Annotated in this window: 20 protein-coding genes; 14 read left to right on the top strand and 6 right to left on the bottom strand. The window is 64.1% G+C overall.

Annotated features, from left to right (window positions below):
- The first annotated feature begins 80 nt into the window (after nucleotides 1–80).
- Together L9O85_RS12610 and L9O85_RS12605 are read left to right on the top strand one after the other, a co-directional pair.
- A complete protein-coding gene (locus L9O85_RS12610; RefSeq protein ID WP_050623451.1) occupies nucleotides 81–575 on the top strand; it encodes an RNA polymerase sigma factor in 495 nt (164 codons plus the stop codon).
- Complete coding sequence (locus L9O85_RS12605; protein ID WP_301578803.1) at nucleotides 565–1320, top strand: zf-HC2 domain-containing protein; 756 nt, start codon at nucleotides 565–567, stop codon at nucleotides 1318–1320. Before L9O85_RS12610 ends, L9O85_RS12605 begins: the two co-directional genes overlap by 11 nt.
- 91 nt (nucleotides 1321–1411) lie before the next feature.
- Here the strand turns inward: L9O85_RS12605 and L9O85_RS12600 are convergent, their stop codons facing one another.
- The 5 genes from L9O85_RS12600 to L9O85_RS12580 all read right to left on the bottom strand — a co-directional run bounded on the left by L9O85_RS12600 (nucleotide 1412) and on the right by L9O85_RS12580 (nucleotide 6660).
- Nucleotides 1412–2110, bottom strand: a complete 699-nt coding sequence (locus L9O85_RS12600) for an ABC transporter ATP-binding protein (protein ID WP_050623453.1) — start codon at nucleotides 2108–2110, stop codon at nucleotides 1412–1414.
- On the bottom strand, nucleotides 2097–2951 hold the full coding sequence (locus tag L9O85_RS12595; RefSeq protein WP_276756528.1) for an ABC transporter ATP-binding protein: 855 nt from the start codon (nucleotides 2949–2951) through the stop codon (nucleotides 2097–2099). The genes L9O85_RS12600 and L9O85_RS12595 overlap by 14 nt, the downstream gene beginning before the upstream one ends.
- Nucleotides 2948–4318: a branched-chain amino acid ABC transporter permease gene (locus L9O85_RS12590; RefSeq protein ID WP_050623455.1), complete on the bottom strand. Its 1371-nt coding sequence runs from the start codon at nucleotides 4316–4318 to the stop codon at nucleotides 2948–2950. Before L9O85_RS12590 ends, L9O85_RS12595 begins: the two co-directional genes overlap by 4 nt.
- A gap of 15 nt (nucleotides 4319–4333) precedes the next feature.
- Entirely contained in the window at nucleotides 4334–5242 is a 909-nt protein-coding gene (locus tag L9O85_RS12585; RefSeq protein ID WP_050623456.1) for a branched-chain amino acid ABC transporter permease, read from the bottom strand.
- A 191-nt stretch (nucleotides 5243–5433) separates the two neighbouring features.
- Nucleotides 5434–6660, bottom strand: coding sequence for an ABC transporter substrate-binding protein (locus tag L9O85_RS12580; RefSeq protein ID WP_108980555.1), 1227 nt, complete (start codon nucleotides 6658–6660; stop codon nucleotides 5434–5436).
- Between the two features lie 368 nt (nucleotides 6661–7028).
- On the opposite strand from L9O85_RS12580, the gene L9O85_RS12575 reads away from it, so the two are divergent.
- The 12 genes from L9O85_RS12575 (at nucleotide 7029) to murI (ending at nucleotide 19374) form a co-directional block, all read left to right on the top strand.
- Nucleotides 7029–8618 (top strand): amidohydrolase, encoded by a 1590-nt coding sequence (locus L9O85_RS12575; RefSeq protein WP_276853057.1) that lies wholly within the window; start codon nucleotides 7029–7031, stop codon nucleotides 8616–8618.
- Nucleotides 8619–8660: 42 nt separating this feature from the next.
- Nucleotides 8661–9260: an HdeD family acid-resistance protein gene (locus L9O85_RS12570; RefSeq protein ID WP_050623459.1), complete on the top strand. Its 600-nt coding sequence runs from the start codon at nucleotides 8661–8663 to the stop codon at nucleotides 9258–9260.
- Nucleotides 9253–9597, top strand: a complete 345-nt coding sequence (locus L9O85_RS12565) for a hypothetical protein (protein WP_276756536.1) — start codon at nucleotides 9253–9255, stop codon at nucleotides 9595–9597. The genes L9O85_RS12570 and L9O85_RS12565 overlap by 8 nt, the downstream gene beginning before the upstream one ends.
- Nucleotides 9598–9826: 229 nt before the next feature.
- Nucleotides 9827–11200 carry an alanine/glycine:cation symporter family protein gene (locus L9O85_RS12560; RefSeq protein ID WP_256182046.1) on the top strand — a complete coding sequence of 458 codons (1374 nt, stop codon included), beginning with the start codon at nucleotides 9827–9829 and terminating at the stop codon, nucleotides 11198–11200.
- 301 nt (nucleotides 11201–11501) lie between these two features.
- Nucleotides 11502–12287, top strand: a complete 786-nt coding sequence (udp, locus tag L9O85_RS12555) for a uridine phosphorylase (RefSeq protein WP_108980559.1) — start codon at nucleotides 11502–11504, stop codon at nucleotides 12285–12287.
- Between the two features lie 20 nt (nucleotides 12288–12307).
- Complete coding sequence (locus L9O85_RS12550; RefSeq protein ID WP_301578799.1) at nucleotides 12308–12745, top strand: hypothetical protein; 438 nt, start codon at nucleotides 12308–12310, stop codon at nucleotides 12743–12745.
- A gap of 158 nt (nucleotides 12746–12903) precedes the next feature.
- Nucleotides 12904–13440 (top strand): NUDIX domain-containing protein, encoded by a 537-nt coding sequence (locus L9O85_RS12545; protein WP_050623464.1) that lies wholly within the window; start codon nucleotides 12904–12906, stop codon nucleotides 13438–13440.
- Between the two features lie 24 nt (nucleotides 13441–13464).
- Nucleotides 13465–14169 (top strand): response regulator, encoded by a 705-nt coding sequence (locus L9O85_RS12540; protein ID WP_050623465.1) that lies wholly within the window; start codon nucleotides 13465–13467, stop codon nucleotides 14167–14169.
- Between the two features lie 369 nt (nucleotides 14170–14538).
- Nucleotides 14539–16308, top strand: coding sequence for an ATP-binding protein (locus L9O85_RS12535; protein ID WP_050623466.1), 1770 nt, complete (start codon nucleotides 14539–14541; stop codon nucleotides 16306–16308).
- Nucleotides 16301–17608 carry a hypothetical protein gene (locus tag L9O85_RS12530; RefSeq protein ID WP_301578796.1) on the top strand — a complete coding sequence of 436 codons (1308 nt, stop codon included), beginning with the start codon at nucleotides 16301–16303 and terminating at the stop codon, nucleotides 17606–17608. The genes L9O85_RS12535 and L9O85_RS12530 overlap by 8 nt, the downstream gene beginning before the upstream one ends.
- Before the next feature lie 25 nt (nucleotides 17609–17633).
- Nucleotides 17634–18491, top strand: coding sequence for a hypothetical protein (locus tag L9O85_RS12525; RefSeq protein WP_301578794.1), 858 nt, complete (start codon nucleotides 17634–17636; stop codon nucleotides 18489–18491).
- A 67-nt stretch (nucleotides 18492–18558) separates the two neighbouring features.
- On the top strand, nucleotides 18559–19374 hold the full coding sequence (murI, locus tag L9O85_RS12520; protein WP_301578792.1) for a glutamate racemase: 816 nt from the start codon (nucleotides 18559–18561) through the stop codon (nucleotides 19372–19374).
- Between the two features lie 81 nt (nucleotides 19375–19455).
- Here murI and L9O85_RS12515 read toward each other — a convergent pair whose 3' ends face one another.
- Nucleotides 19456–20520, bottom strand: a complete 1065-nt coding sequence (locus L9O85_RS12515) for a branched-chain amino acid aminotransferase (protein ID WP_108980565.1) — start codon at nucleotides 20518–20520, stop codon at nucleotides 19456–19458.
- Between the last annotated feature and the right edge of the window lie 79 nt (nucleotides 20521–20599).

Here is a 20599-nt window from a genome sequence, read left to right as displayed (position 1 = left end):
CCCTCCGCAAACAAAAAACAGACGGATCTTGTAACAGATCCGCCCCTTGGCCGTTATACAGACAGAGGGGAGGGAGCCCGTTGGACTTTGGACGCATCTATGAGGAATACTTCCGGGAGCTTCAGCGGTACCTCCTGAGCCTGTGCCGGGACAGCCGAATAGCGGAGGAACTGACCCAGGAGACCTTTTTCCGGGCCGTCCGCTCCGCCGGGCAGTTCCGGGAGGGGAGCGACCTGCGGGCCTGGCTGTACACCATTGCCCGGAACGTGTTCCTGGACCAGGCGCGGCGGAAGCGGAACACCGAGATCCAGCTGCCCCGGGAGCTGCCAGACACGGCGGGAGTCACTTTGACGGAGGCGCTGGAGGACCGGGAGGAGGCCCTGCGGCTCCACTGCCTGCTCCACGGCCTGGGGGAGCCTTACAAGGAGGTGTTCCATCTGCGGGTGTTCGGGGAACTGCCCTTTGGGGACATCGCCCGGGTATTTGGGCGGACGGAGAGCTGGGCGCGGGTGACCTTTTATCGGGCCAAGCAGAAGATCATCGCGGGATTGGAGGAGGAGAAGCATGGCGGATAGACCCATGGGCTGCGGGGTGATCCAGGATCTGCTGCCCCTGTATGTGGACGGCGCGGCGGGGGAGGAGTCCCGGGCCCTGGTGGAGGAGCATCTCAGATCCTGCCCCGTCTGCCGCCGGGAGCTGGAGCAGCTGCGGGGGCGGGTGGTCCTTCCGCCGGAGACGGACGGAGGGGAGGTCCGGGCCTGGGAGAAGGGCATCCGACGCCGGCTGGAGCGGCGGGTGACGGCCGCAGCCGCCGGGGTGGCGCTGCTGCTCATTGCCGCCATGCTGGCGGCCTCCCAGTTCGTCCGCTTCGGGATACCGGGCTGGCAGCTGGCGGAGCGGGACCGGGGGCGGGGAGAGGAGGGGCAGCCGGTGGTGCTGTCAGAGGCGCGGAACGGGGACATGGCCTTTTTCCTCTATCAGGAGGGCTCCAGCCTGCGCTACACCTACTATGAAAACGAGCCTGGGCTGGACTTCGGCTATCACTTTCGGGCCAGCGGCACCGGCCATGAGGAGACCGGGGTGTATGTGGTGCAGCACGGGGAGACACTGCTGGTGGTCTCGCTGAACCGAGTGGAGGAGGTGGAGGGGATCGAGGTGACCGACCCGGAGAGCGGTACGGTCTGGCAGACATATCCGGTGGCCCCGGGGGAGCCCTTCGCGGTGCTGGTGACTCTGGGAGAAGGGGCGGAGGACTTGGCCCTCCGGGCAGTGGACCGCAGGGGGGAGACCGTTCCCTTTGAGAACTACTACGTGCGGTGAACGGGAACGAAACCGCAGAAAAAGCAGGAGCAGGACAATACAAAATGTATTGTCCTGCTCCTGCTTTACGATTTGGATAGAGACTGGGCCCTCAGGTGCCCAGATAGGCCTTCTTCACGTCCTCGTTTTTCAGCAGATCCCGGCCGGAGCCGGTAAGGGTGATGCGGCCGGTCTCCAGCACATAGCCCAGGTCCGCGATCTTCAGGGCCATGTTGGCGTTCTGCTCGATGAGCAGCACGGTGACCCCCTGCTTGTTGATCTCCTGGATGATCTCAAAGATCCCCTTGACCACCAGGGGGGCCAGCCCCAGGGAGGGCTCATCCATCATGATGATCTTCGGCCGGGACATGAGGGCCCGGGCCACGGCCAGCATCTGCTGCTCACCGCCGGACAGGGTGCCCGCCGCCTGCCAGGAGCGCTCCTTCAGCCGGGGAAACAGATCGTACACCCAGTTCAGGTCGTCTTCCAGGTCGTCCTTCCGCAGATAGGCCCCGATCTTCAGATTCTCCACCACCGACAGGTCGGGAAACACCCGGCGTCCCTCGGGGACCAGGGTGACCCCCTTGGAGACGATGCGGTCGGGGGACAGACCGGTGATGTCCTCCCCCTGGAGATGGATGCGGCCGTGGGCGGGCTTCACCAGCCCGGCGATGGTGCGCAGGGTGGTGGACTTGCCTGCTCCGTTGGCGCCGATCAGGGTGACGATCTGCCGCTCGGGCACTTCAAAGGTGATGCCCTTCACGGCCTCGATACCGCCATAGCTCACCTTCAGTTCATCAATCTTCAGCATCGTCTGCCACCCCCAAATATGCCTCGATGACCCGAGGATCGTTCTGGACCTCCGCCGGTGTGCCTTGGGCGATCTGCTTGCCGAAGTCCAGGACGTAAATGCGGTCGGAGATCCGCATGACCAGGTCCATGTGGTGCTCGATCATCAGGATGGACAGGTCGTACTCATCCCGGATCTTGTGGATGAAATCGGTGAGCTCCTGGGTCTCCTGGGGGTTCATGCCGGCGGCCGGCTCGTCCAGGAGCAGGAGCTTGGGAGCAGTGGCCAGGGCCCGGGCGATCTCCAGATGGCGCTGGAGGCCATAGGGCAGGGAGCCGGCCACCTCGTCCTTCAGGTGGGCCAGGTTCTGCTCCTCCAGCAGGGACATGGCCTCCTCCCGCATCCGCTTCTCCTCCGCCCTGTTGAGGCGGAAGGCGGCCGAAAACACGTTCTGCCTGGCACGCATGTGCTTGGCGATGAGCACGTTTTCAAATACCGTCAGGGCCGAGAACAGGCGGATGTTCTGGAAGGTACGGGCGATGCCCTTCTGGGTGATTCGGTCCGGGGTGGGGGAGAGGACCTGAGAAAACATACCCTGGTTCTCCCCCTGATAGAGCTTCTGCATTCTGCCTTGGGGGTGGTTTTCCACCATGGGCTCTCCCAGAAAGGAGATCCGCCCGTTGGTGGGCTCATACACTCCGGTGATGCAGTTGAAGGCGGTGGTCTTGCCGGCGCCGTTGGGGCCGATCAGAGCCACGATCTCCCCTTGGTTCACCTCCAGGGAAAGGTCGTTCACCGCCACCACGCCGCCGAACTGCATGGTGACGTGCTCCAGCCGGAGGACATTTTCCACTTGGCTCATTTCACCGCCCCCTTTCCGGACGCCTTGCGGCGGGCAAACAGAATGTCAGAGAATTCCTTGTCCCCCATTATGCCCCGGCGGAAGAAGAGGACCACGATCATGATGATGACCGAGAAGACCACCATGCGGAAGCCGGTGCGCAGCAGGGGAACGGTGAGGGAGCCGCTGATGATGAAGAAAGCCAGCCAGACCAGCAGGGCCAGGGCCGCCAGGGAGACCAGCAGCTCCTTCCAAACCTTTTTGGTGGTGCGGCGCTCCCGGCGGATCAGCAGGAGGGCCCCGCCGATGACCAGGGCGGCGAAGACCAGGATGAAGAGGATGCGCCGGGTGTCGGTAACGGAGGTGAAGGTCATGGGGCTGTCCAGAAAGCGCAGCCACCACTCGGCGCAGGCCACATACAGGAAGGTGGCCAGGCAGGAGCCGGAGATGGAGCCGATGCCGCCGATGACCACGATGAGCAGGATCTCATAGGTCATGGTGGAGGTGTACACTTTGGCCTGGGCGTTGTTGACGAACATGGCAAACAGGGCGCCCCCCACTCCGGCGAAGAAGGAAGAGATGCAGAAGGAGAGCATCTTGTGCTTGGCCAGGTTGATGCCCATGGCTTCGGCGGCGATCTCGTCCTCCCGGATGGCCTTGAAAGCCCGGCCGTAGGAGGAGTTGATGAGCATAACGATGACGATAATGCAGAGAATCGCGATGAGGAAGGGGAAGAAGGTGGAAAGGCGGAGGAACACCTTCCCGCTCCCGTCGGTGAGGTTGAAGTTGTTGAAGGAGGGGATCTGAGTGATCATATTGGCGCCGTTGGTGACGGGCCCAAGGGCCTGCCACTGGAACACCGCCCGGATGATCTCTGCAAAGCCCAGGGTGGCGATGGCCAGGTAGTCGCTCTTCAGACGCAGCACAGGCAGGCCGATGAGCCAGGCAAAGAGGGCGGCCACGCATCCGCCCAGCAGGATGGCCAGCAGCACCCCCAGGATCAGGCCCGCGGGGGTGTCCACCCCGCCGAACAGGTCAGGAAGGGAGAAGGGCACCGCCGAGCCCCCGTACAGGTAGTACACCGAATCTTTGGCGGAGACGGGGACGGTGAGGATGGCGTAGGTATAGGCGCCCAGCAGCATGAAGCCCGCCTGCCCCAGGGAGAACAGGCCGGTGAAGCCGTTGAGCAGGTTCATGGACACGGCCACCAGGGAGTAGACCGCCCCCTTTTTCAGTACAGTGAACAGCTGGCTGGTGGGCTGAAGGACAGCGGGGACGCTGGGCAGCAGGCTGCTCAGGTTCTCCAGCAGGACCACCAGCACCAGCACCACAGCGGCGAAGATCAGCCCCGCCGCGGCGCCCTTTTTGCTTTTTCTGTCTTGGATCATGTCGTCATTCCCTCCTTACACCTTGTCGGTGGCCTTTTCCCCGAAGAGGCCGGTGGGTTTGAAGACCAGGATGATGATGAGCAGGGCGAAGGTAAAGGCGTCCACGAAGGTGGTGGCGCCGTCAAAGGGCATGATCTTCACAAAGTTCTCACAGATGCCGATGAGAAAGGCCCCGATCACCGCTCCTGGAATGGAGCCGATGCCGCCGAACACCGCGGCCACGAAGGCCTTCAGGCCGGGCATGGCGCCCGCAGTGGGGACAATGGCGGGGTAGGTGGTGAAGTAGAGCATGGAGCCCACCGCAGCCAGGGCGGAGCCGATGACGAAGGTGACGGAGATCACCGAGTTGATCTTGATGCCCATGAGCTGGCTGGTCTCGAAATCCTTGGCCACAGCCCGCATGGCCATGCCCACCTTGGTATGGTTGATGAGCTGGGTGAGCACCAGCACCAGGGCGGCCACCAGGAAGGGGGTGAGGATGACTACCCACTTGATGGAGGTCCCCGCCAGGGAGATGGTGTCCGACAGGAAGGGAATGGAGGGGTAGGTCATGGGCTGGCCGCCGGTGATGTAGGTGGCCGAGTTCTGGAGCAGGTAGCTCACCCCGATGGCCGAGATCATTACGCTCATCCGGGGAGCGGAGCGCAGGGGCTTATAGGCTGCCCGCTCGATACAGAAGCCCAGGGCCACCGTCAGCGCCAGAACCAGCAGCAGGCTGACGGGGATGACGGCGGCGGGGGGCAGGTAGGCGGAGAGAAAGCTGCTGAGGTAGATGCCCAGCAGGCCGGCCACCATGAACACGTCGCCGTGGGCGAAGTTGATGAGGCGGAGGATGCCGTACACCATGGTGTAGCCAATGGCGATCAGGGCGTACTGTCCCCCCACCGAGATGCCGAAGAGCAGGGTGGAGACAAAAAATTCCATAGGGGTTCCTCCCATTTGCTGTTTTTCAGGCCGCAGGGCCTGGAGAGGCGGCGGAACGGTCTCTGTGGGACAGGTCTGGACTGTCTCAAAAAGAGGCGGGACTGCCTCCTTTTGAGGCGGCCCAGTCCGGTACGGCGGGGACCTGGAGGCCCCCGCCGTACCGGAAAGCGGTATCAGTCAGAGAGCGGCGCTCACTGAACGGTCTGCTGGGTCTCCAGCTCCCAGGCGCCGTCGTTGGTGGAGTGCTTGATGTAGGCGGTGTCACGGACGGCGTCGCCGTTTTCGTCGTCAAAGGCGATGTGGCCGGAAACACCGTCATGCTCCACATCCCACAGCGCGGCCTTGATGGCGGCGGGGTCCACGGAGTCGGCGGCCTTGATGGCCTCCAGAGCCACATAGTATGCGTCATAGCCCATGGCGGACACCGCGGCGACGGTGTCGTTTCCGCCGTTGGCCTCCAGAGCGCCGGAGGCGGTGTTGATGTACTCCTTGATGCCCGCGTCAAACTCGGGGTTGCCGCCCTCCTGATAGAAGGTGGACACATACAGCTGCACGTCGGTGCCCTTGGCGGCCTCCAGCACCATGTTGTCGTCCAGGGTGTCGGAGCCCAGGAAGGGGATGTCGATGCCCAGAGAGGCGGCCTGGGAAATGATCTGGGTGGCGTAGGCGATGGAGACTGGGGTGAAGATGACGTCGGCCCCCTCGGCCTTGGCCTTGTTCAGATAGGAGTTGAAGTCGGAGTTGTTGGTGGGGAAGGCGTCCTTGATGACTTTGCCGCCGGCGGCGGTGAAGGCCTGCTCGAAGAAGTTGATCAGGCCCTGGTCATACTCATTGCCCGCCTCGCCCAACAGATAGGCGGTCTTGGCCTGGAACTTCTCCATGGCGAAGTTGGCCAGGACGGTGCCCTGGAAGGGGTCCAGGAAGCAGATGCGGAAATAGTAGTCATTGCCGGCGGTGACCATGGGGTTGGTGCAGGTGACGCCGATGGCAGGCAGCCCCGCGTTGCCGAAGGTGGGGCCGGCGGCGATGGACACGCCGGAGCCGTAGGAGCCCAGCACCAGAGAAACGCCCTCGCTCACCAGCTGGGTGGCGGCGGTCAGGGCCTTGTCAGTGGAGGAGCCGTTGTCGGCGTAGACCAGCTGGATCTGATACTCCTGGCCGCCCACAGTGACGGTGGGGGTCTCAGAGTTGGCGTACTGCATGCCCAGCATCTCCTTCTTGCCGCCGGAGGCGGAGTCGCCGGTGGAGGGCTCGAACACGCCGATCTTGAGGACATTGTCCCCGGAGACAGCCGGGGTGGAGACGGCGGCACCGCTGCCGGCGGGGGCATTGCCGCTGCTGGAACCGGCGCCGGCACAGCCGGCCAGCAGGCCCAGCATCATAGAGGCGGAGAGCACGCAGGCAAGAAACTTTTTCATCTTCGATACTCCTTTTTTCAGTTGGATTCAAGTGATTCACCGCACTGAAATGTCTGTGCAACAAAAACACTTGTGCGCGGATATAAAGGAATTATACCTTGCCAGACGAAAAAAAGCAATACAAAATGCAAAATGGATCAGAAAAAATTGCAGAAAGGGGACAGGCCCAGGGAAACGCATTAACGGGAGACTGTCGGGCGGTGAGAAATACGGCCCATCCGCTTGTTCTCCGGGGAGGGGTGTGATACAATAAAAAACGAGGAAAGGAAAAGCGGGGCGCGGGACCCGGATGCCCCATAAAAAGCAGCCGGACCGCCATACTAGAGGCAGCACAGCGTGCCGCCCGGGGCGGCTCAGGGAGGTCATTTATGTCTCAGACACTGTATTTTGGAGGGCCTATCGTCACGATGGAGCGGGAGCTCTATGTCCAGGCGCTGCTGACAGAGGGGGAGCGGATCCTCTACGCCGGCAGTCTGCACGGCGCGGAGGAACGAGCGGAAGGGACTGTGCGCCGGGTGGACCTGAAGGGGCGGGCCCTGCTCCCTGCCTTTGTGGACGCCCACAGCCACCTGACCGCCTATGCCAACACCTTCCTCCAGGCCGGCCTGGGGGAGTGCGCCGGCTGGGAGGAGCTGGGGCGGCGGCTGTCCGCCTTCGCGGCAAGGGAGGGCCTGGCCCCGGGAGAATGGGTCCGGGGAGAGGGCTACGACCACAATGAGCTGGCGGAGGGGAGGCATCCCGCCCGCCAGCTGCTGGACGCGGCCTGCCCGGGCCATCCGGTGATGATCCAGCACCGCTCAGGACACGTGGGGGTCTTTAACACCTTGGCACTGGAGCGGCTGGGGGTAAATGAGGAGACCCCGTGCCCGCCGGGCGGGAGGATGGAGAGGGGCCCTGACGGGAAGCTCACCGGATATATGGAGGAGAACGCATTCCTGCAGCTCCAGAAGCGGGTGCCCTTGCCAGACACAGAAGACCTGCTGGCGGCTTATGACAAGGCCCAGAGGAGCTATGCCTCCTACGGCGTGGCCACAGTACAGGAGGGGATGATGCCGGACCAGCTCATCCCCCTCTACCGCCAGCTGCTGGAGCGGGACCTGCTCTGGCTGGACGTGGTGGGCTACGCTGATGCCGACGGACAGGCGGCGGAGGCGTTCTCCGGCCATATCCGGGCGTACAGCGGCCATTTCAAGCTGGGGGGGTATAAGATATTTCTGGACGGCTCGCCTCAGGGACGCACCGCCTGGATGCGCACCCCCTATCTGGGAGGCGGACCCCAGGACCGGGGCTACCCGGTCCTCACCGACCGGCAGGTGTATGACCGGATGGCCCTGGCCCTGGACCAGGGGATGCAGCTGCTGGCACACTGCAACGGCGACGCGGCGGCAGGGCAGTACTTGTCCGTGCTGGAGCAGCTGGAGCGGGAACGGGAGGCACATCTGGAGCGGCCAGTGATGATCCATGCCCAGCTGCTGGATCTGGACCAGCTGGACAAGGTGAAGGAGCTGGGGGTGGTGCCCTCCTTCTTCGCGGCTCATGTGTACCACTGGGGAGACGTGCATGTGAAAAACTTTGGGGCGGAGCGGGCGGCCCGGATCAGCCCCGCCGGGGCGGCCCTGGAGCGGGACATCCCCTTCACCTTCCACCAGGACACCCCGGTGCTCCCGCCGGACATGCTGGAGACGGTGTGGTGCGGAGTGAACCGGCTGACCCGCTCCGGCGCGGTGCTGGGGCCGGAGCAGAAGATCCCCGTGGTGGAAGCCCTGGCCGCAGTGACCATCCGGGCGGCCTGGCAGTATTTTGAGGAGGGGGAGAAGGGCAGCCTGCGGGAGGGGAAGCGGGCGGACCTGGTGTTGCTGGAGCGGGACCCGCTCACTGCGGACCCCATGAGCCTGCGGGACATCCCCGTGCTGGCCACCTGGAAGGATGGACGGCTGATCTACCGCCGGGAGGGCTGAAGCCCTGGGGGCGCAAAATAAAGAAAGAGGTGCCTGACTATTATGAAAACCATCTTGCAGGAACAGCGGCGCAGCAGCGTCATCGTGGCTTTGATCACCATGGTGCTGGGGGCGGTGCTGGTGGTGTGGCCCGACCGGTCTGTGCGGCTGATGTGCACCCTGCTGGGGGCGGCCCTGCTGATCTGCGGCCTTGTGTATATCCTGGGCTGGCTGGTCCGCAGGCGGGAGGGGGGCATATCGGCCTTCACCCTGATCCCCGGCGTGGTGCTCTCCGGCCTGGGGATCTGGCTGATGACCAGCTCCGACTCGGTGATCGCCCTGGTGCAGTATGTGTTCGGCGCTGTGGTCATCTTCCACGGCGTGCTGGATGTCCAGAGCTCGGTCTCCCTGATGCGCCAGGGAGCGGCTCGGTGGTGGCTGGACCTGGCCCTCTCCGCCCTGACCCTGGCCCTGGGGGCGCTGATCCTCATCAACCCCTTCGGCACCTTCGCCGCCCTGGTGACCCTGATCGGCCTGGTGCTGATCTACGACGGGCTCAGCGACCTGTGGATCATCCACCGGCTGAGCCGGATGGTGCGGGACCTGGAGCGGGATCTGAATGGGGACATCATCGAGACAAGGGGGCGGGACTTGGATGAATGACCTGCGGGAGGTGGACCTGGAGCGGGGCATGCCCCGGGCCGAGCAGGCTATCCGTCAGATGCTCTTTGAGCTGCGCCGCAGCCCCGGCCTGGGGTGCTCCGGGGTGAAGCTTATCCACGGCTACGGCTCCTCCGGCGCGGGAGGGCGCATCCGGGTGGAAGCCAGGCGGCGCCTGGATCGGATGAAGGCGGGGGGAGAGATCTGGGGCTACATCCCCGGAGAGTCCTTCTCCATCTTTGACTCCGACACCCTGGCCGCCTTTCAGCGCTGTCCCACCCTGCGGAGGGACCGGGACCTGGAGCGGCACAACAACGGCGTGACCTTCGTCCTGCTGTAAGGGAGCGGCAGAGTTCTGCCCTGGACAGAAAAAATGAAGGATAAAAAATTTTTCTTGCATTTTGGGGCGGGAACCCTTATAATTCCTTTCAAAAGAGCGGGGCGGAGAAGGATGGGAGGCCCCGCGGGGAGAGTTCCGGAGATCAATAGAGCGCGGCTGCCTCGGACCGCGCTCTTTTTTTACCCTGACCGGGCCGGACGCTCCCAGAAACAGGAAAGGAAGGGAAACCATGATTGAAATCATCACCAAGATCAACTCGGCCGTCAACAACTTCGTGTGGGGGCCGGTGATGCTGCTGCTCCTGGTGGGCACGGGCGTCTACCTCACCGCCCGCACCGGGTGCATCCAGGCCGCAAAATTTGGGTATATCATGCGCAATACGGTGGGCTCACTGTTTCGCAGGCGGGAGAAGCGGGACAAGGATGCCAAGAACCTCACCCCCTTTCAGGCAGTGACCACTGCGCTGGCCGGCACCGTGGGCACTGGCAACATCGCCGGTGTCACCGGGGCTATCTTCGCCGGAGGGCCGGGGGCGGTGTTCTGGATGTGGTTCGCGGCTTTCTTTGGGATGTTCACCAAATTTGCGGAGATCGTACTGGCCCTGAAGTACCGGCAGGTTGACGAGAACGGGGTCCACTACGGCGGGCCCATGTATTACATCGAAAAGGGCCTGGGCATGAAGTGGCTGGCGGTGCTGTTTTCACTGGTGGCGGGCTTCGCCTGCTTCGGGATCGGGAACATCTCCCAGAGCAGCGAGATCGCCGGGGCGATGGAGGGGCTGTTCGGGATGAGCGGCCTGACCACCGGCGTGCTCCTGGCGGTGGTGGTAGGCATTGTGGTGCTGGGCGGAGTCCAGCGAATCGGCCGGGTGACCTCCTACATGGTGCCCTTCATGGCCATCTTTTACATTGGGGCGGGGCTGGCGGTGATCCTGCTGCGGATCGACCAAGTGCCGGCGGCCCTGGCCTCCATCTTCACCAGCGCCTTCAGCTTTGAGGCGGTGGGGGGCGGCGTATTCGGCTATGCCATTATGGTGGCTATGCGCCAAGGATTTGCCCGGGGCGTATTCTCCAACGAGGCGGGCCTTGGCTCCGCCCCCATGGCCCATGCGGCCTCCGAGACCCAGGAGCCGGTGGAGCAGGGGATGTGGGGCGTGTTTGAGGTGTTCATCGACACCATCGTCATCTGCACGCTGACCTCCCTGGCCGTCATTCTATCCGGTGTGCTGGACGTGGGGCTGGACAGCTACGCCACCAACGGCGCGGCGGCGGTGGCCGCCTTCAATGCCATCCTGCCCGGGACCATCGGCGGGACCATCATTCAGATCAGCCTGCTTTTCTTTGCCCTGTCCACCATCCTGGGCTGGAGCTACTACGGTGAGCGGTGCTGGGCCTATCTGTCCAACAACAATAAAGCGGTGGTGTGGGTCTTTAAGGTAGTCTTTGTTCTGGTGTGCATCGTAGGTGCCACCGGAAACGGCACCCTGATGTGGGATATCTCCGACACCCTGAACGGCATGATGGCCATCCCTAACCTCATTGGCCTGCTGCTGCTGTCCAATGTGATCATTCGCAGCACCAACGACTATTTCAAAAAGCACTGACTTCCGGGAGAGACCTGGTATTTTGAAGCACCGGCCGGATGCCGGAAAAGCCCGCGGCCCCCGCCTGCCCCAGAGCAGGCGGGGGCTTTTGCTGTGGAGCTGGCACCGCAGGGGCGCCAGGAGCCATCCCTGTTTTCGGACGGAGTGCCTTTTTCCGCAGAGGGGTGAGCCATTCCCCTGCAAGGGGCACAGGCGGCAAAAGAAAACCGGCGGATGGACGCTTGCGTCCGTGGGGTGGAACCGATATAATATAGAAAGAAAAACGGAGGTCCGCCTGAGGCGGGGAAAGGAAGGCCAGATCATGCAGGAGAGAGCACTACAATTTCATATCCAGTGCGGTCCGGGGGATGTGGGGGGCTACTGTGTCCTGCCGGGTGATCCGGGCAGATGCCGCTCCATTGCCCAGCGGCTGGAGGGGGCGGTCCATGTGCGCACCAATCGGGAGTTTGAGACCTGGACCGGCTCCCTGCTGGGGGAGAAGGTGAGCGTGGTCTCCACCGGCATCGGCGGCCCCTCCGCCGCCATTGCCATGGAGGAGCTGGCCAACCTGGGGACCCACACCTTTGTCCGGGTGGGTACCTGCGGCGGCATCCGCCTGGATGTCCGCAGCGGAGACGTGGTGGTGGCCACCGGCGCGGTGCGAATGGAGGGGACCAGCCGGGAGTACGCCCCCATCGAGTACCCCGCTGTCCCTGATTTCCAGGTGGCCGGCGCGCTGGTGCAGGCCTGCCAGGCGCTGGGGAAGCCCTGGCACGCGGGGGTGGTCCAGTGCAAGGACTCCTTTTACGGACAGCACGACCCCGCCCGGATGCCGGTATCTGGGGAGCTGGAGGCGAAGTGGGAGGCATGGAAGCGGCTGGGGGTGCTGGCCTCAGAGATGGAGTCTGCGGCTCTGTTCACCGTGGCAGCGGCCCGGGGAGTGCGGTGCGGCTCTGTGTTCCACGTGATCTGGAACCAGGAGCGGGAGCAGGCGGGGCTGGACCAGCAGGAGTCCCACGACACCGCGCTGGCCATCGACGTAGGGGTGGAGGCGCTGAAGCTGCTGATCCGCCAGGACGCCCAGAGCCGGGCCGGAGAAGGCCGCTAGACAGAAGAGGGAGGAGCCCCATGGAGCAGGAGAAGAGACAGAAGGAGATTACCCGGCACGGCCTGATCCGGGTGGGACTGTGGCTCGGCGGGGGCTGGCTGCTGCTGGTCCTGTGCGCCTGGGGCATCCTCCCAGACCGGGAGGTGCCCGGGATCCTCTGGGTAGGGCTGGGCCTGTTGACCGCGGAACTGGCCATCCTGTGGGGGAAGACGTGGTGGGAGAGCCGGGGACGCGGCCAGGCGATCCCCGCCGGAGCGCACTGGTGGCAGGCAGAGAAGGAGGAGCTGGCGGCCGCCGCTGTGATGCTGGCGGTGTGGTGGGGCTTTCTGGCCCTGCGCGCCGCGGGGGTGCTCCCCCACATGGAACCGGACCGGTACAGCTGGCTCCTGGCGGGAGCGGTGACCATCCTCTTCGGGGCGGAGCTGCTGCTCTGGCAGAGAGGGAGGCGGGACCGGTAGCCGGTGGCGCCTGCCACCGGCGGGCCCCGGCCGTCAGGCGGCCGGGGCTTTTTTCCGGCTGACCGCTTTTAGTTGGCAAACGGGGAAAAGCGTGGTATAATGGCCCTGAATTTGAAGCAGGCCGCCCCAAATGGGACGCGCCGGGGAGGGAGCGGAAAATGGACCTGACAGAGCGCACCATTGAAAGCAAAACGATGTTCCAGGGCCGGATCATCACGGTCCTGCTGGATACCGCCGGCCTGCCGGACGGGGGGACCGCCCAGCGGGAGGTGGTGCTCCACCCAGGGGGCGTGGCCATTTTGGCATTGGATGAGGCGGACAACGTGGCGCTGGTGCGGCAGTACCGCTATCCGCTCCACGGTCTGCTGCTGGAGCTGCCCGCCGGCAAGCTGGACCCGGGGGAGGACCACCGCCCCGCCGCCCTTCGGGAGCTGAGCGAGGAGACCGGCCTGGAGGCGGGGGAACTGACCTATCTGGGCCATATCTATGCCTCACCTGGATTCTGCGACGAGGCGCTGCACATGTATCTGGCGCGGGACCTGACCCGCGCCCGGCAGCACTTGGACGAGGACGAGTTTCTGGATGTGGTGACCATGCCCTTTGACACATTGGTGGAGCAGGTCATGTCCGGGGAGATCACAGACGCGAAGACAGTGGCCACCGTGCTGAAGGTTAAGACTCTGCTGGGCCGCTGATATGGACGACAAGGAGGGATTTCTGTGGGAAAGAGCATCCTGATCGTAGAGGATGAGCAGAACATCGTGGATATTTTGTCCTTCAACCTGAGCCGGGAGGGGTATGACACACTGGAGGCCTACGACGGCCCCACTGGGCTCCAGCTGGCGCTGGAGCAGGACCCGGACCTGATCCTGCTGGACCTGATGCTGCCCGGGATGGACGGCTTTGAGGTGTGCCGCCAGGTGCGGGAGAGCGGCTCCTCAACCCCTATTATCATGCTCACCGCCCGGGAGGAGGAGACCGACAAGGTCCTGGGCCTGGAGCTGGGGGCGGACGACTACATCACAAAGCCATTCTCCATGCGGGAGCTGCTGGCCCGGGTGAAAGCCAATATCCGTCGTATGAGCATGGTGCCCGCTGGGAAGGGGGCGGCAGCCTCCACCAACCGGATGGAGCTGGGCCGGGTGACAGTGGACACGGACCAGATGGCGGTGCTCAAGGACGGGCAGCCCCTTCAGCTGTCTCAGCGGGAGTACGATCTGATCCGTTTCCTGGCGGCCCAGCCGGGCAAGGTGTTTTCACGGGAGGCCCTGATGGAGCATGTGTGGGACTATGAAGGCTATGTGGGCGATGTGCGGGCGGTGGACGTGGCCGTCCGCCGCCTGAGAGAGAAGATCGAGGACGACCCCGCCAGTCCTAAATTCGTGGTGACAAAGCGGGGGATGGGGTACTACTTCGGCGGCTGAGCCGGAGAGGCCGAGGGCGGGGACGTCCTCGGGGACCCGCCGCAGGGGGGACGCCGGTGGTCCGGCGCGGACCCGGAGCGGGAGCGGAGGGTCCTCTCCGGGACGATCCATTCGTCCTGGAGATCAGAAAAAAGAAAAGGGCTCCCGCAGGACGAGTCCTGCGGGAAACTGACCCCGCCAGTCCTAAATTCGTAGTGACAAAGCGGGGGATGGGGCACTGCTTCGGCGGCTGAGCCGGAGACCGCCCAGGGTGCCGCAGAGGCCATTTCCCAGGGCGCCGAGGTGTGGTGCCTGTGACCGGCAGGCGGATGGAACAGAGCCCGCCCCCCTGAGACAGAGGGACGGAGAGAGAAGAGAGGAGGTGCCCCGATGCTGCGCAGCCTGCACATGAAGCTGGTGATGCTGATGGTGCTGCTCATCCTGTCGCTGATGACGGTGGTGGGGGCTTTCCTCATCAACTCTGTGGTGGCCTTTTACATCCAGGACTTTTACAGCCAGATGAGCACAGTGTTCGGAGACCAGGAGATCGTCTCCGACCTGCGCACCGCTGCGGATGGGGAGACCGACGGGGCAGGGGCGCTGAAGACGGTGCTGAATGCCTATGCCGGCCAGCTGGGCGTGGATACCCGCAACCGCAATTTCTACATCCTGGACGGGGAGGGGACCTCAGTGCTGGCCAGCTCCAACGGTGAGAGCGGCGCCTCCGGCTTGTCCTACACCGGGAACCTGATGACGGCTATCGAGTCCGGCCAGGTGGGAGACGAGAGCAACGCGGCCGCCGATTACATGGATGTGGCCATCCCCATCCAGCGGGGCGGCAGCGACTATATCATCTATATCCTGGACAACAAGGCCACCGTGTCCAACCTGAACAACCAGCTCTTCCTGCTGATCATGGAGGCGCTGCTGTTCGGTCTGGTGATCTCAGTGCTGCTGTCCTTCCTCCTCTCCAAGACCATGATCACTCCCATCCAGCGGCTGACGGAGGGAGCCATGCGGGTGGCAGAGGGGGACTTCGCCCATAAGATCGAGGTGGCCTCCCGGGACGAGATCGGCGTGCTCACCGACACCTTCAACGATATGGCGGGTCAGCTCCAGGACACCATCCGCCAGGTGGAGAACGAGCGCAACAAGCTCAACACCCTCTTTCTCCACATGACGGACGGCGTGGTGGCCTTCTCCCGGACTGGAGAGGTCATCCACTTCAATCCCTCCGCGGAGGAGATGCTCCACCGGCCCATCGGGACGGACACCACCTTCGGGGAGCTGTTCGGCGGCCTGGTCTCTCTGGAGCGGGTGCTGGCGGTGCCCGACTACCTCCAGGAGGAGCAGACGGTTGAGGAGCGATTCCTCCAGCTGCTGATGGCTCCCTTCGACCGGGACCGGCAGGGGGGCGTACTGGTGGTCATCCACGACGTCACCGAGCAGCGGAAGAACGAGGAGATGCGCCGGGAGTTCGTGGCCAACGTGTCCCACGAGCTGCGCACCCCCCTCACCAACATCCGCAGCTATGCCGAAACGCTGGTGGACAGCGCCGGAGACCTGCCCCCAGCCATGGAGAAGAAGTTCCTGGGAGTCATCCTCAACGAGAGCGACCGCATGACCCACATCGTGCAGGACCTGCTCACCCTGTCCCGGTTCGACTCGGGGCGCACCGATTTGAAGCTGACCCAGTTCTCCTTTTCTGCGGTGCTCCATGACCTGTATAACGCGGTCTATATGGAGGCCCAGCGCCACAGCCATGCCCTTGAGCTGAAGATCGAGCCGGAGCTGCCCGAGATCGTGGCCGACCGGGAGCGAGTGGTCCAAGTGATGATGAACATCGTGTCCAACTCCATTAAGTACACGCCGGACGGAGGGCGCATCGTCATCTCCGCCGGACGGCGGGGGGACCGGGTGTGGATGTTGGTGGATGACAACGGCATCGGCATCCCGCCGGAGGACCGGCCCCGCATCTTCGAGCGGTTTTATCGGGTGGACAAGGCCCGGTCCCGCCAGTCGGGCGGGACCGGACTGGGCCTGTCCATCGCCAAGGAGATCATCGACCGGCACCAGGGCGTGCTGGAGCTGGCCGACAAGGAGGGCCCGGGACTGGCGGTGCGGATGGAGCTGAAGATAGAGGGGCCGGACCATGAATAGAAAGAGCAAGCACGCCCGCCTGCTGGAGCTGGGCAAGGACGTGCTGATCGTCCTGCTGGCCTGCTCAGCGGTGTGGCTGACTACCAGGGTCCAGCGCACCGGGAGCTTGGGAGATCTGCTGGCGGACACGCCCCAGGAGGGGCAGGGCCAGACCCAGGCCCCCGGCCAGATGGAGATGGTCCGCCCGGTACGGATGGCGGCAGTGGGCAGGAGCGGAGAGACCACCATCCGCTATGGGGCACAGTATGACCAGCAGAGCACCGACGCCCTATTCCAGCAGGTGGCCAATCTGCTGGTGGAGGCGCTGAGCGACGGGGGAGAGATGAGCCCCGTCAGCCAGTGGGAGTGGCGCACCGCCCTGACCTCCCCGCCCAGCCTGTACTTCGACCTGATGGAGGGGGTCCCCCTGTCGGTGCTGACGGGCTGGCTCACCGGGGAGAGCACAGGGGGGGAGGTGTTCGTGCGCCGGCTGGCACTGGCCGCCTCCCGGGGACAGGTGTTCCTCTACTACCAGGATGAGGAGAGCGGGCAGTTTTACGCCGGCCCGGTGGACGTGATCAGCGTCAGCCGGCTGGAGTCCGCTGTCTCCGGCCTGTCGGACAACGGCGCCTGTTTTGCCTTTGAGAAGGAGGGGTACAGCCTCCTGTCTCCCTACACCCTGCTGATGCCGGGCACACCCCAGCCGGCGGTCTATCAGGTCTACAACCCCCTCAGCCGGGAGGAGGGCCTCAACAGCCTGCTGGAGGCACTGGACTTCCCGGCCAGCAGCAGCTACACCTATCAGGGGACCGACGGAGAGTTGGTGGTGCGCAACGGGTATGACACCCTGCGGGTATCTGCCCAGGGCACGGTGCGCTACCATACTACGGAGGGGGAGATATCCCGTTATCCGGTGGCCTCGGACACCGGCGGAACGGGGTCCTATGAAGCGGTAGAGGCCTGCCGGGTGCTGGTCTCCGAGACACTGGGCACCCAGTGCGGGGCCGCCCGGCTGGTGCTCACCCATGTGGAGCGGATCACGGGGGGCTGGGCGGTGGAGTTCGGCTACTGTCTGGACGGCGCGGCAGTCCAGGTGTACGAGGAGGGATGCGCGGCCCGGTTCCTGGTGCAGAACGGACAGATCGCGGAGATCACCCTCCAGGCCAGAAGCTATGAGGAGACGGCGGAGAGCGGGCTGGTGCTGCCCCGGCTCCAGGCCATGGCCGCCATGGAGGCGGCGGGGCTGGAGGGCCGGGAGCTGCTGCTGGGATATCAGGACAGCGGCGGCGGAACGGTCACCGCCGGCTGGATCGCCCGGTGAGAGAGACCGGAGGGGAGGGAGAGCCGTGGCCTGGCCCAAGATCAAAAATATCATCATCCTGATGCTGCTGGTGACCAACCTGTGCCTGCTGGCCTTTGTGGGCTGGCGGGAGATCCGGGACTGGCAGCTCCAGGACAAGGCGCTGGAGCAGGCCGTCTCCTTCCTGGCGGAGCGGGGCATCCAGGTGGACGAGCGCATCGTGCCCAGGTCTGCGGAGCTGCCGCCCATGGGCATGGAACGGGACCTGGAGGAAGAGCAGACCCTGGCAGCAGCGCTGCTGGGGGATGGCCTGACCCGGGAGGAACGTAGCGGCGAGGTCTATGTCTATGAGGGGGAGCGGGGGCTGCTCCAGTGCCACAGCAGCGGGGAGTTCTGGGCCGACTTTCAGAGCGGCGCCTTCCCGGTCCCAGAGGGGGCGGAGATGGCGGAGCATGCTCTGGAGACCATGGAGCTGCTCCACTTCCAGGGGGAGGTGGTGAGCAGCGCGGGCAACGCCCAGGACGGGAGCGTCACCCTGCGGCAGCTGTGGAATGGCGTGCCGGTGCTGCCCTGTCGGGCGACCTTGGTCTACGAGGGGGGCGAGCTGAAGCGGATCGAGGAGGGCCGGCGTCTCACCGGGACGCCCCAGACCACAGCAGGTACGCCCATCACGGCGACGACGGCGCTGATGCGCTTTTATGCGGGCCTGAGCGAGCGGATGGACATCTGCAGTGAGGTCCGGGAGATCGAGATTGCCTATACCCTCTCCAACGCCCTGGGGGGTCCCATCTCGCTGATCCCGGTCTGGCACATCACCACCGACACCGAGATATATGAGCTGGACACCTTGGACGGGAGCCTGGCTGCGGCAGGCGCCGAAGAGACAGAGCGGACGGAGCAGTAGAACGAGACCACTGACATGCCCGGCCGGAAGGGCCGGAGCGGGACAACAAAGAAAGAAGGAGATCATCATGTTCAGCAAAGAAAGCCCCATTGGGATCATCGATTCGGGGATCGGCGGCTTCAGCGTGGCCCGGAAGGTGCAGAAGCTGCTCCCGCGGGAGAATCTGGTCTATCTGGGGGACGGGGCCAACACGCCCTATGGCAACCACACCGCGGAGGAGATCCTCACTATGACCCGCTACATGCTGCGCTTCATGGAAGAAAAGGGGGTCAAGGCCCTGCTGGTGGCCTGCAACACCATTTCCTGCCTCATTGATCAGTACCGGGATGAGATGAGCTGCCCGGTGCTCAGCGTAGTCCAGGCGGGTGCGGACGCGGTAAAGGACTTGGATGTCCATAAGGTAGGAGTCATCTCCACCTGCTTCACTGCCTCCACTCACTGCTACCCGGATCTGATCGGCAAGGCAGCGCCGGACAAGGTGGTCATCAGCCATGGCTGCCCTGACCTGGCCAACGTGGTGGAGCGAAACGTGGGCAGGCCGGAGGGACAGGCGCTGATCGATGCAGATGTGCAGAAGAACCTGGAGGGACTGGTCCGGGACGAGCAGATCGAATGCTGTGTGCTGGGCTGCACCCACTATCCCTTGGTGGAGGAAAATATCCACAGGCTCTTCCCGGACCTGCGGCTGCTGGACCCGGCGGAGCAGATGGCCAAGGACGTATTGGCCTATCTGGAGCGGGATGGCTTGGTGAACGACGGTCCTCAGCCCGGACGGCTGGATATCTTCACCACCGGCAGCGCGGAGGAGTACGCCATGAAGGCGGAGAAGGTGGGACTGGAGCCGGTGACCTCGGTGCAGTTCTATCCCCCCATGAAACTGTAAAAATAGTCCGGCGGAGCCGGCGTCAGAAAAAAGGCTCAAGGGCCGCCCCACCGGGGCGGCCCTTGAGTTTAAAAAATCTGCTTACAGCTTCATGATCCAGCCGTGGGGATCGGGAACGCGGCCCCACTGAATGCCGGTGAGGGTGTCGTACAGCTTCTGGGTGACAGGGCCGATCTCATTGTGGTTGATGATGGCCTTCTCGTCCCCCTCGGCCAGCTCGCCGATGGGGGAGACCACAGCAGCGGTGCCGGTGCCCCAGGCCTCCTCCAGGGTTCCGTCCTTGGCGGCCTGGAAGAGCTCCTCGGCGGAGATGCGGCGCTCCTCCACCTCATAGCCCCAGTCCTTCAGCAGCTGGATGCAGGAGCGGCGGGTGATGCCGTCCAGCACGGAACCGTTCAGGTCGGGGGTGAGGATCTTGCCGTTCACCTTGAACATGACGTTCATAGCGCCTACTTCCTCAATATATTTGCGGTGGACGCCGTCCAGCCACAGGACCTGGGTGTAACCCTTCTGCTCGGCGCGGTTGCCCGCCCGCAGGGAGGCGGCGTAGTTGCCGCCGGTCTTGGCCATGCCGGTGCCGCCCCGAACGGCGCGGACGTCCTGGTCCTCGATATAGATCTTGGTGGGGGCCAGTCCCTCGGGGTAGTAGGCGCCCACAGGGCAGACGATGACGATATACTGGCAGTGGTGGGAGGTGTGGACGCCCAGGGTGGGGTCCAGACCAATGACAAAGGGACGGATATACAGGGAGGTGTCCTTCTCATAGGGGACCCACTCCTGATCCAGCTTGACCAGCTCAGTGATACCGGCCAGGGCCAGGTCTTCAGGCACCTCGGGCAGGGCAATGCGCTCGCAGGACAGGTTCAGCCGACGCACGTTGTCCATGGGGCGGAACAGCTGGATGGAGCCGTCTGCGGTGCGGTAGGCTTTCAGACCCTCGAAGATCTCCTGGGCGTAATGGAGGACCTTGGCGGCTGGGTCGATCTGGAGGGGGGCATAGGGGACGATGCGGGCGTCATGCCAGCCCTGACCCTCATCATAGTCCACCACAAACATGTGGTCGGTCATATACTTGCCGAAGACCAGCTTGGAGGAGTCAGGCTTCTCCTTCCGCTGCTCGGCGCGGGTGATCTTGATCTCTTGCATCTTGGTTTCCTCCTAAAGTAAACTCAAATCGAGCGGTCCTGGTTTGGAGGACGGCTTTTCTGGTATTTCCATATTATAT

This window comes from Lawsonibacter asaccharolyticus (assembly GCF_022453915.1).
Lineage (GTDB): Bacteria > Bacillota > Clostridia > Oscillospirales > Oscillospiraceae > Lawsonibacter > Lawsonibacter asaccharolyticus.
The sequence above is the reverse complement of the archived record's forward strand: the minus strand, read 5'-3'. Positions and strand labels throughout refer to the sequence as shown.

Coding starts and splice junctions, on each gene's coding strand:
- L9O85_RS12550 (WP_301578799.1), top strand. CDS start 12,308: ATGGAGCAGGAGAAGAGACAGAAGGAGATTACCCGGCACGGCCTGATC.
- udp (WP_108980559.1), top strand. CDS start 11,502: ATGCAGGAGAGAGCACTACAATTTCATATCCAGTGCGGTCCGGGGGAT.
- L9O85_RS12590 (WP_050623455.1), bottom strand. CDS start 4,318: ATGATCCAAGACAGAAAAAGCAAAAAGGGCGCCGCGGCGGGGCTGATC.
- L9O85_RS12535 (WP_050623466.1), top strand. CDS start 14,539: ATGCTGCGCAGCCTGCACATGAAGCTGGTGATGCTGATGGTGCTGCTC.
- L9O85_RS12560 (WP_256182046.1), top strand. CDS start 9,827: ATGATTGAAATCATCACCAAGATCAACTCGGCCGTCAACAACTTCGTG.
- L9O85_RS12605 (WP_301578803.1), top strand. CDS start 565: ATGGCGGATAGACCCATGGGCTGCGGGGTGATCCAGGATCTGCTGCCC.
- L9O85_RS12545 (WP_050623464.1), top strand. CDS start 12,904: ATGGACCTGACAGAGCGCACCATTGAAAGCAAAACGATGTTCCAGGGC.
- L9O85_RS12575 (WP_276853057.1), top strand. CDS start 7,029: ATGTCTCAGACACTGTATTTTGGAGGGCCTATCGTCACGATGGAGCGG.
- murI (WP_301578792.1), top strand. CDS start 18,559: ATGTTCAGCAAAGAAAGCCCCATTGGGATCATCGATTCGGGGATCGGC.
- L9O85_RS12515 (WP_108980565.1), bottom strand. CDS start 20,520: ATGCAAGAGATCAAGATCACCCGCGCCGAGCAGCGGAAGGAGAAGCCT.
- L9O85_RS12565 (WP_276756536.1), top strand. CDS start 9,253: ATGAATGACCTGCGGGAGGTGGACCTGGAGCGGGGCATGCCCCGGGCC.
- L9O85_RS12585 (WP_050623456.1), bottom strand. CDS start 5,242: ATGGAATTTTTTGTCTCCACCCTGCTCTTCGGCATCTCGGTGGGGGGA.
- L9O85_RS12580 (WP_108980555.1), bottom strand. CDS start 6,660: ATGAAAAAGTTTCTTGCCTGCGTGCTCTCCGCCTCTATGATGCTGGGC.
- L9O85_RS12530 (WP_301578796.1), top strand. CDS start 16,301: ATGAATAGAAAGAGCAAGCACGCCCGCCTGCTGGAGCTGGGCAAGGAC.
- L9O85_RS12570 (WP_050623459.1), top strand. CDS start 8,661: ATGAAAACCATCTTGCAGGAACAGCGGCGCAGCAGCGTCATCGTGGCT.
- L9O85_RS12595 (WP_276756528.1), bottom strand. CDS start 2,951: ATGAGCCAAGTGGAAAATGTCCTCCGGCTGGAGCACGTCACCATGCAG.
- L9O85_RS12600 (WP_050623453.1), bottom strand. CDS start 2,110: ATGCTGAAGATTGATGAACTGAAGGTGAGCTATGGCGGTATCGAGGCC.